General features: G+C 73.0%; 11 protein-coding genes. 4 read left to right on the top strand and 7 right to left on the bottom strand.

The annotated features are described in order from the left end of the window. Position 1: 1 nt before the first annotated feature. From JK359_RS22665 to rsmH, 4 genes are all read right to left on the bottom strand, one after another. Positions 2-1,522: a UDP-N-acetylmuramoyl-L-alanyl-D-glutamate--2,6-diaminopimelate ligase gene (locus JK359_RS22665; RefSeq protein ID WP_201838571.1), complete on the bottom strand. Its 1,521-nt coding sequence runs from the start codon at positions 1,520-1,522 to the stop codon at positions 2-4. Positions 1,523-1,685: 163 nt separating this feature from the next. Next, positions 1,686-3,650, bottom strand: a complete 1,965-nt coding sequence (locus JK359_RS22660) for a peptidoglycan D,D-transpeptidase FtsI family protein (RefSeq protein WP_307788240.1) — start codon at positions 3,648-3,650, stop codon at positions 1,686-1,688. A 5-nt stretch (positions 3,651-3,655) separates the two neighbouring features. After that, complete coding sequence (gene ftsL / locus JK359_RS22655) at positions 3,656-4,249, bottom strand: cell division protein FtsL (protein WP_201838567.1); 594 nt, start codon at positions 4,247-4,249, stop codon at positions 3,656-3,658. A gap of 49 nt (positions 4,250-4,298) precedes the next feature. Further along, on the bottom strand, positions 4,299-5,255 hold the full coding sequence (rsmH, locus tag JK359_RS22650) for a 16S rRNA (cytosine(1402)-N(4))-methyltransferase RsmH (protein WP_201838565.1): 957 nt from the start codon (positions 5,253-5,255) through the stop codon (positions 4,299-4,301). A gap of 357 nt (positions 5,256-5,612) precedes the next feature. Here rsmH and JK359_RS22645 point away from each other — a divergent pair, with 357 nt between their 5' ends. The 4 genes from JK359_RS22645 (at position 5,613) to JK359_RS22630 (ending at position 11,292) form a co-directional block, all read left to right on the top strand. After that, complete coding sequence (locus JK359_RS22645) at positions 5,613-6,224, top strand: beta-class carbonic anhydrase (RefSeq protein WP_201838563.1); 612 nt, start codon at positions 5,613-5,615, stop codon at positions 6,222-6,224. A gap of 264 nt (positions 6,225-6,488) precedes the next feature. Then, complete coding sequence (locus tag JK359_RS22640) at positions 6,489-7,565, top strand: AAA family ATPase (protein WP_372445460.1); 1,077 nt, start codon at positions 6,489-6,491, stop codon at positions 7,563-7,565. Beyond that, complete coding sequence (locus JK359_RS22635) at positions 7,565-8,926, top strand: DUF58 domain-containing protein (protein WP_201838561.1); 1,362 nt, start codon at positions 7,565-7,567, stop codon at positions 8,924-8,926. The genes JK359_RS22640 and JK359_RS22635 overlap by 1 nt, the downstream gene beginning before the upstream one ends. Beyond that, positions 8,923-11,292 carry a transglutaminase TgpA family protein gene (locus JK359_RS22630; protein ID WP_201838559.1) on the top strand — a complete coding sequence of 790 codons (2,370 nt, stop codon included), beginning with the start codon at positions 8,923-8,925 and terminating at the stop codon, positions 11,290-11,292. Before JK359_RS22635 ends, JK359_RS22630 begins: the two co-directional genes overlap by 4 nt. 102 nt (positions 11,293-11,394) lie before the next feature. Here the strand turns inward: JK359_RS22630 and JK359_RS22625 are convergent, their stop codons facing one another. The 3 genes from JK359_RS22625 to JK359_RS22615 all read right to left on the bottom strand — a co-directional run bounded on the left by JK359_RS22625 (position 11,395) and on the right by JK359_RS22615 (position 13,531). Further along, a complete protein-coding gene (locus JK359_RS22625) occupies positions 11,395-11,778 on the bottom strand; it encodes an SCO2097 family morphological protein (protein ID WP_201838557.1) in 384 nt (127 codons plus the stop codon). Positions 11,779-12,054: 276 nt separating this feature from the next. Beyond that, the gene (locus tag JK359_RS22620) at positions 12,055-12,825 is read right to left on the bottom strand and encodes a class I SAM-dependent methyltransferase (RefSeq protein ID WP_201838555.1); all 771 of its coding nucleotides are present in this window, start codon (positions 12,823-12,825) and stop codon (positions 12,055-12,057) included. Between the two features lie 139 nt (positions 12,826-12,964). Further along, positions 12,965-13,531 carry an SAV_6107 family HEPN domain-containing protein gene (locus tag JK359_RS22615; RefSeq protein ID WP_201838553.1) on the bottom strand — a complete coding sequence of 189 codons (567 nt, stop codon included), beginning with the start codon at positions 13,529-13,531 and terminating at the stop codon, positions 12,965-12,967. Positions 13,532-13,600: the final 69 nt, after the last annotated feature.

The raw sequence follows: 13,600 nt of genomic DNA, 5'->3' as shown, positions 1-13,600 counted from the left end.
TTCATCCCTGGGTCTTCTGGATAGCTTCGCGAAGCACCTGGCGGTCGTCGAAGGGACGGACCACACCGGCGATGTCCTGGCCCTGCTCGTGACCCTTGCCCGCGACCAGCACGGTGTCGCCGGCCTGGGCGCGGCCCACGGCGGCGGCGATGGCGGCGGCCCGGTCCTCGAAGAGGAGCACCTCGCCGCGCTCGTGCGCGGGCACGGAGGCCGCGCCCTGGAGCATGGTCGCGAGGATCGCGAGGGGGTCCTCGGAGCGGGGGTTGTCGGAGGTCAGCACGGCCGTGTCGGAGAGCCGGGCCGCGGCGGCGCCCATCGGGGCGCGCTTGGTCCGGTCGCGGTCGCCGCCGCAGCCCAGGACGACGTGCAGCCGGCCCTTGGTGACCTTGCGCAGCGCCTTGAGCACCGACTCGACCGCGTCGGTCTTGTGGGCGTAGTCGACGACCGCCAGGTAGGGCTGGCCGGCGTCCACGCGCTCCAGTCGGCCGGGCACGCCGGGTACGGCGGCGACGCCGTCGGCGGCGGCCTGCGGGTCGAGGCCGGCCACGGCGAGGGCGACGACGGCGGCGAGGGTGTTCGCCACGTTGAACGGTCCGGGCAGCGGTGACTTGGCGTGCACGCGCTCGCCGTTCGGACCGAGCACGGTGAACGTCGAGTCCATCGGCCCGACCTGGACGTCCTCGGCGCGCCAGTCGGCGTCGGGGTGGCCCTCGGCGGAGAAGGTGACGACCGGCACGGTCGCCTCCTGCGCGAGCCGGCGGCCGTACTCGTCGTCGACGTTGACCACGCCGAGCCTGCTGCGCTCCGGCGTGAACAGCTGTGCCTTGGCCCGGAAGTAGTCCTCCATGCCGGAGTGGAACTCCATGTGTTCCGGGCTGAGGTTGGTGAAGACGGCGATGTCGAAGACACAGCCGTCGACCCGGCCGAGGACCAGTGCGTGGCTGGAGACCTCCATGGCGACCGCCTCCACGCCGCGTTCGCGCATGACGGCGAACAGTGCCTGGAGGTCGGTGGCCTCGGGGGTGGTGCGCTCGGACTTGATGCGCTCGTCGCCGATGCGCATCTCGACGGTGCCGATCAGGCCGGTGGCGCGCGCGGTCTTCAGGCCGCCCTCGACCAGGTAGGCGGTGGTGGTCTTGCCGGAGGTGCCGGTGATGCCGATCTGGAGCAGTTCACGGCCGGGCCGGCCGTAGATCGTCGCCGCCAGTTCGCCCATCCGCGCGCGCGGGTCGTCCACGACCAGCACGGGCAGACCGGTCGCGGCGGCGCGCTCGGCACCGCTCGGGTCGGTGAGCACGGCGACCGCGCCGAGGCCGGCGGCCTGGGTGACGAAGTCGGCGCCGTGCAGGCGGGCGCCCGGCAGGGCGGCGTACAGGTCGCCGGGGCGGACGGCGCGCGAGTCGTGGGTGATCCCCGTGACCTCGGCGGAGCCGGCCGGAGCGGCGGCACCCAGCTGATCGGCGAGTTCCGCGAGGGGTGTGGCGGAGACCTGAACCGGTCGCGGCGGTCCCGGATATGTCACGGAAGCGCCCTTCGGGGTGGTTTGGGACTGATCAGCGTGTGGCACGGCGGTGAGCGTACCGGGCGCACCCGCTCCGGAGCGAAGCGAGGGGCTCGCGGGACCCTGGTTCCCGGGGTTCGGGGTGATCGTTGTCACGGGTTCGTTCCTGGGTCTTTCGGGCCGGTCAGGGCTTGTAGTCGACGGGCAGGTTCGCGGGCTTCGCCCCGGTCGGCGGGATCTGGAGGGTCTTCAGGGCGAACTCCATCACCTGCTTGTAGATGGGACCGCAGATCTGGCCGCCGAAGTAGCTGCCGGAGGTAGCGTTCTGGATGGCGCAGTAGACGGTGACACGGGGCTTGTCCGCGGGGGCGAAACCGGCGAACGACGAGGTGTAGCCGCGGTAGCGGCCGGTGGCCGGATCCACGCGGTTGGCCGTGCCGGTCTTGCCCGCGACCCGGTACCCCGGGATGCGGGCCTTGACTCCGGTGCCCTGCTCGTCGTCCACGACGGACTCCAGCATCCGGGCGAGGGCGGTGGCGGTCTTCTCGCTGACCACCCGTGTCCGCCCGGCCTTCGGCACCGGGGTGAAGCGCCCGTCGGCGCCCTTGGTGCCGCGCACCAGGCTCGGCTCGACCCGGACGCCGCCGTTGGCGATGGTCGAGTACACGGAGGCGGCCTGCATGGCGTTGATGGAGAAGCCCTGGCCGAAAGGGATCGTGTACTGCTGCGAGGTGGACCACTTCTGCGGCGGGGCGAGGATGCCACGGGTCTCGCCGGGGAAGCCGAGCCCGGTGTAGCTGCCGATGCCGAACTTGCGCAGGTACGAGTGGAGGATCCGGTTGGCCTCGGGCTGGGTCCTGCCGAGTTCCCCGGTGGCCAGGATGGTGCCGATGTTGCTGGACTTGGCGAGCACCCCGTTGAGCGTGAGGTTCCAGGTGGGGTGGTCGATGTCGTCCTGGAAGAGCCGGTCGCCGCGGTGCAGCCGGTTGGGTACGACGACGTGGGTCAGCGGGGTCGCCACGTTACGCTCCAGCACGGCGGCCATGGACATCACCTTCGCCGTGGAGCCGGGCTCGTAGGCGTCCTGGAGGGCGGCGTTGCCCATGGCGTCGCCGTCGGCCTTCGACAGGTCGTTCGGGTCGAAGCCGGGCGAGTTGGCCATGGCCAGGATCTGTCCGGTCCGGGTGTCCTGGACGATGACGTAACCGCGGTCCGCCTTGGACTTCCTGACCTGCTCGGTGATGGCGTTCTGGGCGGCCCACTGGATGTCGCGGTCGATGGTCAGCTCGACGTCGGCACCGGGCTCGGCGGGCGTCTCGGTGGACCCTGCCGTGGGCACCTCACGGCCGCCGGACTGGGCGTAGCGGATCTTGCCGTCCTTGCCCGACAGCTGCTTGTCCAGCGCCTGCTCGACACCGCCGCCGCCCTGGCCGTCCGCGTTGACCCAGCCCAGTATCCCGGCGGCGAGGTCGCCGTTCGGGTACACGCGCTGGCTGCTGGGGTCCGCGAAGACGCCGGACAGCACGTTGACGGTGGTGTGGTCGGTGTCGGCCTTGTGGGTGAGCGCGGTCTTCAGGTCCTTGATCTGCTTCCAGACCTGCGGGGTCTGCCGCGCGGCGAGCCGGGTGTAGCGGGAGTTCCTGTTCTCGGGCCGCAGCTTCCTGACGATCGTGGCCTGGTCCTGGCCGAGGATCGGGGCGAGCAGCGCGGCGGCCTGCTCCGGGCCGTCGTCGATCTTCAGCTGCTGGCGGCTGAACATCGACGGGTCGGCCGTGATGTCGTAGGCGTCCTCGCTGATGGCGAGGGCGACGCCGTTGCGGTCGGTGATCCCGCCGCGTTCGGCGGTCAGGGTGTGCACCACGTAGCGGTTCTGCTCGGCCCGGGCCGCGTAGGCGCTCGCGTCGACGGCCTGCACCTGGAGCAGGCGTACCACGAAGGCGAGCAGGACCAGGGTCAGGCCGAGGCTGACCAGGCGGAGCCGGGGCCGCGGGCTGCCGAGCCGGAGCGGGGGCGGAGGCATGGGCCGGGCCCCGCCCGGCCGTCGGGCCGGACGGGCACCGGGCCCGGACTGCCGCCGCACCGCGCCCCGCGGCCGGGGAGGCTTGGCGGGCGCGGGCACACGGCGGCGCGGCGGTTCCCTGTCGGTCACTTCCGTCACCTGCCGGGGGTCGGGGTGGAGGCGGGCTGGGGCGTGGCGGGCGGCACGGCCGCCGGGGCGGCGGCGGTGAGGCTCGCCCGGGGCTGTGCCGGGGCGGCGGCGGTGGGGCTCGCCTGGGGCTGGGGCGGTGTGGTGCCGGGCGTCGTGCCGGCGGCCGGGGCGGCGGACGGGCCGGCGGCCGGGTCCATCGCCTCGGGGGCGGCCGGGCCGGAGAGGGCCGCGGGCTCGGGGGCGACGCCGGGGACGCCCTTGACGGTGCCGTCGGGGCCGAGGAAGGCCGGGTCGCCGCCGGGGACCATGCCGAGTTCACGGGCGCGGCGCTGGAGGGCGTCGGGGGACGAGTAGCCGTCGATGTCCCGTTGCAGGGCCTGTTCCTCGTCGGTGAGGTTCTTCGTCCGTTTCTGCAGGTCGGCGAGTTTGAACGAGCCCTCGCTGAGCGCGGAGTTCAGCACCAGCAGCCCGATGAGGCCGCCGCCGAGGAGCAGGACGACGAGGAGCACGAACGGGGTGCGGGCCGCCCGGGCACGGCCGGCCGGGAAGAGCCGGGCGAGTCGCGCGGCCCTCCCCTTCAGCTGCGGTTTCCTGCTCACCGCTCCCCCGTTCCCCCGTGCTCGGAGGAACCGATCCGACCCGTCCGGCTCACTCGACGTCCTCCCTGATGCGCTCGGCTCCCCGCAACCTGGCCGGCGCGGCCCGGCGGTTCTCGGCGATCTCTTCCTCGGTGGGAAGTTCGGCACCGCGGGTGAGCAGCTTGAGCCGCGGCTGGTACCGCTCGGGCACGACCGGCAGCCCGGGCGGCGCCGTGGAGGCGGCTCCGGCCGCGAACACCTGCTTGACGAGCCGGTCCTCGAGCGAGTGGTACGACAGCACGGCGATCCGTCCGCCGACGTCCAGCGCCTTCACGGCCGCCGGGATCGCCCGCTCCAGGACGGACAGTTCACCGTTGACCTCGATGCGCAGCGCCTGGAAGGTGCGCTTGGCCGGGTTGCCGCCGGTGCGCTTGGCGGCCTGCGGCAGGGCGTCGCGGATCAGCGCCACGAGCCGGGCGCTGTTGGTGAAGGGCTCCTTCTCGCGCTCGCGCACGATCGCGGAGACGATCCGCTTGGCCTGCTTCTCCTCGCCGTACGCCCGCAGGATGCGCACGAGTTCGCCCGCCGGATAGGTGTTGAGGACCTCGGCGGCGCTGATGCCGGTCGTCTGGTCCATGCGCATGTCCAGGGGCGCGTCCTGGGCGTAGGCGAAGCCGCGGTCGGCCTCGTCGAGCTGCATGGAGGAGACGCCGAGGTCGAACAGCACACCCTGCACACGCGGGATGCGGAGCCGGCCGAGCACCTCGGGCAGCTCGTCGTACACGGCGTGCACGAGGGTGGCGCGGTCCTTGTACGGTTCCAGCCGCTCGCCCGACAGGCGCAGTGCCTCCTTGTCCCGGTCGAGGGCGATCAGGCGCGCCTCGGGGAACCGGGTCAGGAGTGCCTCGCTGTGGCCGCCGAGGCCGAGGGTGCAGTCGACGACCAGCGCTCCCGGCCGCTCCAGGGCGGGTGCCAGCAGATCCAGGCACCGCTGGAGCATCACCGGGACGTGTCGACTCTGGCTCAAGGGGGCCTCTCAGGATCCGGCGCAGGATACGCACCGCCACGGGTCCCCGCCAGCTCACGAAGGGGTGGCCTGCCGGCGCCGGAAGCGTCAGCCGACCGGGAGCGGGAGGAGGCCGAGCCGTACGTACGCGCCGCGCACGTGGGGAGACGGTCCGGGCGTGTGCCGGGGTCTCCGGGGGTTTCACCAGCAGGAAGAGCCACGCCTCCCGCTTCGCGCCACTTTAGTCCACCCTGTCTCGCGGTCAATCAACCGGCCTGCGCGTCGCGCAGCCGGGCGGGGCGGGAACGGTGATTCCACGGGATTCATCCGTCCGGTGTAGGTATGCGGTCCGTGTGGGTTAGCTCACAACAACCCGTGATGGCGTTCTTTGTCCCTTCTCACGGCAGGCCGGACCGGAACCCGACCAGTAACGTCATCGGCATGACGACTTCTGCAGCAGTGCCCACTGGATCCGAAGGCGCCATAGCGACTGGCGACACCGTGACCGACCGCCTCGTAGAGGCCAACACGCGCTACGCCGAGGCCTTCACCGACCCCGGCATGGACGCCAGTCCCGTTCTCCACGTCGCCGTGGTGGCGTGCATGGACGCCCGTCTCGATCTGCACAAGGCCCTCGGGCTGCAGCTCGGCGACTGCCACACGATCCGCAACGCCGGCGGCGTGGTGACGGACGACGTCATCCGGTCCCTGACCATCAGCCAGCGCAAGCTCGGCACCCGCAGCGTCGTGCTCATCCATCACACCGGCTGCGGTCTGGAGTCGCTCACCGAGGAGTTCCGCACCGAGCTGGAAATGGAGGTCGGCCAGCGCCCGGCCTGGGCGGTGGAGTCCTTCCGGGACGTGGACCAGGACGTGCGCCAGTCCATACAGCGGGTGCGCACCTCGCCGTTCCTGCTGCACACCGACGACGTCCGCGGGTTCGTCTTCGACGTGCGCACCGGTCTGCTGCGCGAGGTCGACCCGGCCTGAGTTCGCCCCGGCCTGAGCCGGGCTCCGGCCGCCCGCCCCGGAACACATCCCGCCGTTACCGTATCGAAAATTCGGTCGAAAAAGCCGTAAGACCGACATCGTGCGGGCAGTTGTCCACAGGCGAGTGACACGAATCGGTAACGGCAGCAAGAATGCGGGAGTGTGGCGTCACGCGGAACTTTTCCCGCGTGGTGTCCGTGTTTTGGGGTGGGCCGGTTTCGCACCGAGAGCGTCGGCCCGGATGGACGGGCCGAGGAGGGCCGGGTGACGACCTATGACGACCGGGCGAGCCGTGGGGGCACCCCCACCCGAGTGAGTTCGAGGGTGGGGGATGATCTGACCGCCACGGTGGAGCGCGTGCGCGGGTCGGTGGAAGGCGTGATCGAGGGCAAGCCCGAGGTCGTACGACTGGCGCTGACCGTGCTGCTCGCCGAGGGCCACCTGCTGATCGAGGACGTCCCCGGAGTCGGCAAGACGATGCTCGCCAAGGCGCTGGCGCGGTCCATCGACTGCTCGGTGCGGCGCATCCAGTTCACGCCGGACCTGCTGCCCTCCGACATCACCGGTGTGTCGATCTGGGACCAGCAGCGCCGCGACTTCGAGTTCAAGCCGGGCGCCATCTTCGCGCAGATCGTGATCGGCGACGAGATCAACCGCGCCTCGCCGAAGACCCAGTCGGCACTGCTGGAGTCCATGGAGGAGCGGCAGGTCACCATCGACGGGCAGACGTACGAACTGCCCAGCCCCTTCATGGTGGTGGCCACCCAGAACCCGGTCGAGATGGAGGGCACCTATCCGCTGCCCGAGGCCCAGCGCGACCGCTTCATGGCCCGCGTCTCGGTCGGCTATCCGAGCGTGGAGGCCGAGTTGCAGATGCTCGACGTCCACGGCGGGGTCAGCCCGCTGGAGGACCTCCAGCCGGTGGCGCACGCCCACGAGATCGTGAAGCTGATCGAGGCCGTGCGCGGGGTGCACGTCTCCGAGTCGGTCCGGCGCTACGCGGTCGAGCTGGTCGCCGCCACGCGCACGCACCCCGACCTCAGACTCGGCGCCTCCCCCCGTGCGACGCTGCACCTGCTGCGCGCGGCGAAGGCGTCCGCGGCCCTCGCCGGCCGGGACTACGCGCTGCCCGACGACGTCCAGGCACTCGCCTCCGCCGTCCTCGCCCACCGCCTGCTGCCCACCGCCCAGGCCCAGCTGAACCGGCGTACCGCCGAGCAGGTGGTGCTGGAGATCCTCCAGCACACCCCGGTGCCCGCGGTGCCCGGGCAGCAGAGCGGCTTCGGCGGTCTGGGCCGCAACATCCCGGCCTATCCCCAGCAGCCCCCACGGAGTCTGTGATGAGTGCCGGGGGGGACGGACCGGCGGAGGCCGACCGCGGCGAGAAGAGCGGGATCCGCACGGCCCTGGCCGGTCTCACCACCCGCGGCCGCTCCTTCCTGGCGGCCGGTGTCGCCGCCGCGGTCTGCGCGTTCGTTCTGGGCCAGAGCGACCTGCTGCGCGTCGGCCTGCTGCTGGCCGTGCTGCCCCTGATCTGTGCGGCCGTGCTGTACCGCACCCGCTACCGGGTGTCGGCCGGCCGCCGCCTGTCCCCCGCGCGCGTGCCGGCCGGCAGCGAGGCCCGGGTGCACCTGCGCATGGACAACGTCTCCCGGCTGCCCACCGGCCTGCTCATGCTCCAGGACCGGGTGCCCTACGTCCTCGGCCCCCGGCCGCGCTTCGTGCTGGACCGCGTGGAACCGGGCGGCCGGCGCGAGGTGTCCTACCGGGTCCGCTCCGACCTGCGCGGCCGCTATCCGCTGGGCCCGCTGCAACTGCGGCTCACGGACCCGTTCGGGCTGTGCGAACTGACCCGGTCCTTCTCGACGTACGACACCCTGACGGTCATCCCGCGCGTGGAGGCGCTGGCCCCGGTCCGGTTCAGCGGCGAGGCCAAGGGCTACGGCGACGGGCGGCAGCGGTCGCTGGCCCTGGCGGGCGAGGACGACGTGATCCCGCGCGGCTACCGCTACGGCGACGACCTGCGCCGGGTGCACTGGCGCTCCACCGCCCGCTACGGCGAACTGATGGTGCGCCGCGAGGAGCAGCCCCGGCGTTCGCGGTGCACCGTCCTCCTCGACACCCGGGGCGGCGCCTACGAGGGCGCGGGCCCCGACTCGGCCTTCGAGTGGGCCGTCTCCGGTGCCGCCTCGGCGCTGGTGCACATGCTCGAACGGGGCTTCTCGGTACGGCTGCTGACCGACAGCGGCAGTGCGGTGCCGGGCGAGGGCGGTGACGGTTTCGCGGGCACCGGCCAGGAGACCGCGGACGCGGCCGGGCTGATGATGGACACCCTCGCGGTGATCGACTACTCCGACGGCTCCGGCCTGTCCCGCGCGTACGACGTGCTGCGCGGCGGCAACGAGGGGCTGCTGATCGCCTTCCTCGGCGACCTGGACGAGGAGCAGGCCACGACGGTCGCCAAGATGAGCCGGCGCAGCGGAGGCGCCGTCGCCTTCCTGCTGGACCCCGGCATCTGGACCCGGGAGGCGACGGACGTGCCGCGGCCCGGCGACCGGCACGCGGAGCGGCTGCGGCGGCTGCGGGAGGCGGGCTGGACGGCGCTGAGCGTGCCGCGCGGCGCCTCGTTGGACGAACTGTGGCGGCAGGCGGACCGGGAACGCTCCGGGCTGACCGCCGTGAGCGGGGAGGTGCGGGCATGAGCGGGCGGGCGCGACTGGCGCTCTGTGCGGCGGCGGCCACGCTGATGACCTCGTGCGCGCTGCTGCCCCTGGTCGCCGAGCCGACCTGGCTGCTGCTGCTGGTGCCGCTGGTGGCCGTGCAGACCGGGGTAGGCATGGCGGCCCGCCGGGTGCCGCTGGGCCGGCCGCTGACGGTGGCGGCGCAGGCTCTGGCCACCCTGCTGCTGCTCACCTTGGTGTTCGCCCGGCAGCACGCGTTCTTCGGACTCGTCCCGGGCCCCGACGCCCTGCGCCACTTCGCCGATCTGCTCCAGCAGGGCTCCGACGACGTCAGCCGGTACGCGATACCGGCACCGCTGACCGACGGCATCGAACTGCTGCTGATCGGTGGCGCGCTGGTGATCGGGCTGCTGGTGGACACGCTCGCCGTGACGTTCCGCAGCGCGGCCCCGGCCGGACTGCCGCTGCTCGCGCTGTACTCGGTGGCGGCGGGCCTGTCGGACGGCGGCGCGGACTGGCTGTGGTTCCTGGTGGCGGCGGCCGGCTATCTGATGCTGCTGCTCGCCGAGGGCCGGGAGCGGCTCGCGCAGTGGGGCCGGGTCTTCGGCGGGGCGCCCCGCACCCCGGGTGCCCCGGAAGCGGGCGTCGTGGCGCCGGTGCGCACCGGCCGCCGGATCGGCGCGGTCGCGCTCGGCGTGGCCCTGGTCGTGCCGCTCACCCTGCCCGGGCTGCACGGCGGCCTGCTGGACACTGCCGGCACCGGGGCGGGCGCGGGCAACGGCAGCGGGGGCACGATCTCGGCGGTCAATCCGCTGGTGTCGCTGCGCGACAACCTGAACACGGACGACGACCGCCAGGTGCTGTCCCTGCGGACCAGCACGAACGACCTCGCCGACCTGTACCTGCGGATCGTCTCGCTGGACGAGTTCGACGGCACCACCTGGAAGCCGGCCCAGCGGCACATCGTCGGCGTGCCGGACACCCTCCCCACGCCCGTCGGCCTGGGCACGGACGTCAAGCGCAGCAAGGTGCGCACGGTGGTCACGGCGGCGGACACGTACGCCCAGGACTGGCTGCCGATGCCGTATCCGCCGAGCGGTGTGAGGATCAGCGGCCGGTGGCGGTACGAGCCCGTCGGCATGACCCTCGTCGGTGACCACGGGCAGACGACACGTGGCGAGACCTACCAGGTGACGAGCCTGGACGTGGAGCCGACCGCGCGGCAGCTGGCTGCCGCGCCGGAGCCGCCGGCCGCCCTGAGGCGCGAGTACACCAAGGTGCCGTCCTCGCTGCCGAAGGTGGTGGCCCGGACCGCCGGGGAAGTCACCTCGGGGGCGAAAAGCCACTACGAGGAGGCCGTCAAGCTCCAGGACTGGTTCTCGGTCAACGGTGGCTTCCAGTACGACACGCAGGTGGAGGTCGGTCGCGGTCCGGGGGCCATAGCGAACTTCCTGAAGAAGAAGGAGGGCTTCTGCGTCCACTTCTCCTTCGCGATGGCGGCGATGGCCCGCACCCTCGGCATTCCGGCCCGGGTCGCGGTGGGCTTCGCACCCGGCACCCCGCAGGCCGACGGCTCGGTCGCGGTGAACCAGAAGGACGCGCACGCCTGGCCCGAGCTGTACTTCGAGGGCGTCGGCTGGACCCGCTTCGAGCCGACCCCGACGCGCGGCACCACCCCGCCGTACACCCAGTCGGACACGCCCGGATCCTCGCTGCCGGCGGAGACCCTGCCGTCCAAGGGCAGCTCGTCGGCGCCCTCGGCGGCCGCCTCGCCCAGCGAGAGCTGCGCCGGCGAGCTGCGCAGGCTGGAGGCGTGCGGCAGCCAGTCCGCAGCGGCGGTCCCGCAGCACGAGGACGAAGGCAGCGGCCCGTGGTGGTGGCTGCTGATCGGGCTGGGCGCGCTGGTCGCCGTGGCGGTGCCGCTGTCGCCGATGCTGTGGCGGCAGGAGGTGCGCGGGCGCCGGCTGGGCGGACACGCGCGGACCGCGCAGGGCGTGGCGGCGCACACCCTGGCCGCCTGGCAGGAACTGACGGACACCGCCTGGGACCACGGCATCCCGCCCGACGAGTCGCTGACCCCGCGCAAGGCGGCCGACCGGATCGTCCGGCTGGGGCATCTCGACCCGGTGGCCGGAGCTGCCGTGCACCGGGTGGCGGACTCGGTGGAGCAGGTGCTGTACTCGCCCCGACCGCTGCCGGCGGCGGGCGCGGCCGAGGACGTGCGCCGGGTGATCGAGGCGCTGCGTGCCACGGTCGGCACCGGGACGCGGCTACGGGCGCTGTTCCTGCCGCGCTCGGCCGTACGCGTGCTCTGGGCGGTTTCGGCCCGCTGGTCGGCGCTCGCGGCCCGGGCCGCGGCGGCCCGGCCGACGCTGCGCAGGACCTGAGGACAGCGGGGCTGAAGGCATGTGTGAGGGGCGGCCACCATCCGGTGGCCGCCCCTCACACTTGTCTGTACATGTCTGTCGTGGCCGGAGCCACGGGCCGGGTCAGTGACCCTGTTCGTCCCGGCGGCGCTGCCAGCGCTGCTCGATCCGGTCCATCATGGAGCGCTTGGGCCGTGCCTGGCGCCGAGCGGCGCCCTGGGGCTGCTCACCCGGTTTGGGGGCTTTGCGCCAGCCGGTCACGGCGAGTACGGCGCAGCCCAGCATGACGAGGAAACCCACCACGCTGACCCAGATCAGCTGTGCGACCATTCCGGCCATGAGGAGCGCGATACCCACGAGGAAGCCTGCGACCGCCTGGTAGACCCGCCGCCGGGTGTACGTACGCAGTCCGCTTCCCTCAAGCGCCGACGCGAACTTGGGATCTTCGGCGTACAGCGCTCGCTCCATCTGCTCGAGCATGCGCTGCTCGTGCTCCGAGAGCGGCACGGAGTCCTCCTCATCGTGCAGTCGCCGGGGCGACCCGGGGGGTCCCTTCAGGATAGGCAGGGAATCGCCCCCGTGAAACCCGCCCCTCTGCGCCAATTGGCCAACCGGAGTCCGTCATGGTCGTCCGGCTCGCTGAGGCTTGCATTCCCCGGCGGCCGACCCGTCATGCCGGGCGGTGTACCTCGATCATACGGCGCAAACCCCTCGTTCGGGGGGCTTGTGTCCTACTCCATGTGCGGCCAAGGCCCTGATCAGCGACCGATCACGGCGGTGCGCTCAGGCCTCTGCGGCACCCGACGTCTCGCCGAGCACGTGCAACTGGGTGGCCACGGAGTGGAACGCGGGCAACTCGGCCGCCGCGGCCTCCAGCTTCAGCAGCGCGTCGAGGGCACCGGGTTCGGTGTCCACGAGGACGCCGGGCACGAGGTCGGCGAAGACGCGCACGCCGTGCACCGCGCCGACCCGCAGGCCTGCGCCCTCGGCCAGCGCGGTGAGCTGCTCGGCGGTGAACCGGCGGGGCATCGGGTCGCCGGTACCCCAGCGGCCGTCGGGGTCCTTCAGCGCTTGCCGGGCCTCGGTGAAGTGGCCGGCGAGGGCGCGGGCGAGCACGGCTCCGCCGAGGCCGGCCGCGAGGAGGCTGACGACGCCTTCGGCGCGCAGCGCGGCGACCGCGTTGCGGACGCCCTCGGCCGGGTCGTCCACGTACTCCAGGACGCCGTGGCACAGGACGGCGTCGTAGCCGCCGCGCTCGACCACGTCGAACAGGCCGTGCGCGTCGCCCTGGACGCCCCGGACCCGCTCGGCGACGCCGGCCTCGGCGGCCCGGCGCTCCAGCGCGAACAGCGCGTTGGGGCTGGGGTCGACGACGGTGACGCGGTGACCGAGGCGGGCGAGCGGCACGGCGAAGTTGCCGCTGCCGCCGCCGGTGTCGAGGACATCGAGCGAGTCCCGGCCCGTGGCCTTGACCCGGCGGTCGAGGGCGTCCTGCAGGACCTCCCAGACCACGGCGGTACGGAGGGAGGCGCGGGGGCGCATCGGGTCCGGCACGGCAGTTGACTCCTCGGCAGCACGGATCGCTTCAGGCGACCTCCACCCTATTGCCTCCGCGCCGCACATGGTCACCACGGCCGTGCGCGACCGCACGGGTCCCGCCGCCGGGCGCACCGGGCACGGCCGCGGCGTCTCGTCAGCCCGCGTCAGGGAGGCTCCCTCCCGTCTCCGGCCGGTCCCGGCCGGTGCTTGTGTCCTGGCGGGGCTGGGGCAGGACCGGCTGGAGGACCAGCATGCGCTCGACGATGCGGACGAACATCGCCACGTCGCGTATGAGGTCGTCGGCGTCCCGCTGTCCGGCCGCCCCCTGGATGCCCGCCTCGGCACGAGCGCGGCGCGCGGCACCGGCGGCGAACAGGGCGCTCCACTCGGTCAGCTCGGGTGCGATCTCCGGGAGCACCTCCCAGGCGCTGCGGATCCGGGCCCGGCGGCGCGGGGAGGTCTCGGGGCGGCCCCGGGCGGCGAGTACGGCGGCGGCGGTGCGCAGGGCGGCGAGGTGGGCCGTGGCATAGCGTTCGTTCGGTGTTTCCAGGACGGCGGCCTCGTCCAGTCCGGCACGGGCCTGGGCGAGCAGATCGAGGGCGGCGGGCGGGGCCGTGGCCCGGCGGAGCACGGGGTGGACGTCGCTCGCCGGGCCGGTCAGTGAGGGGGCAGGGCCGGTGGCGCGGCGCCGGTGGGCGGCGGCTGCGGACGAGTTGGCCATGACGAACCTCCTGTCGTCTGGGTGACGGCACGGGTGCCGTATGTGCCCATCGTGAGGTATGGCACTGAC

Origin of the sequence: Streptomyces actinomycinicus, assembly GCF_016741775.1 — a bacterium.
Taxonomy (GTDB): Bacteria; Actinomycetota; Actinomycetes; order Streptomycetales; family Streptomycetaceae; genus Streptomyces; species Streptomyces actinomycinicus.
This window is presented reverse-complemented; position numbering and strand designations above follow the sequence as displayed.

Bases quoted from the DNA above. Each gene is read 5' to 3' on its own strand.
- JK359_RS22645 (WP_201838563.1), top strand. From the start codon at position 5,613: ATGGCGTTCTTTGTCCCTTCTCACGGCAGGCCGGACCGGAACCCGACC.
- JK359_RS22635 (WP_201838561.1), top strand. From the start codon at position 7,565: ATGAGTGCCGGGGGGGACGGACCGGCGGAGGCCGACCGCGGCGAGAAG.
- JK359_RS22630 (WP_201838559.1), top strand. From the start codon at position 8,923: ATGAGCGGGCGGGCGCGACTGGCGCTCTGTGCGGCGGCGGCCACGCTG.
- JK359_RS22615 (WP_201838553.1), bottom strand. From the start codon at position 13,531: ATGGCCAACTCGTCCGCAGCCGCCGCCCACCGGCGCCGCGCCACCGGC.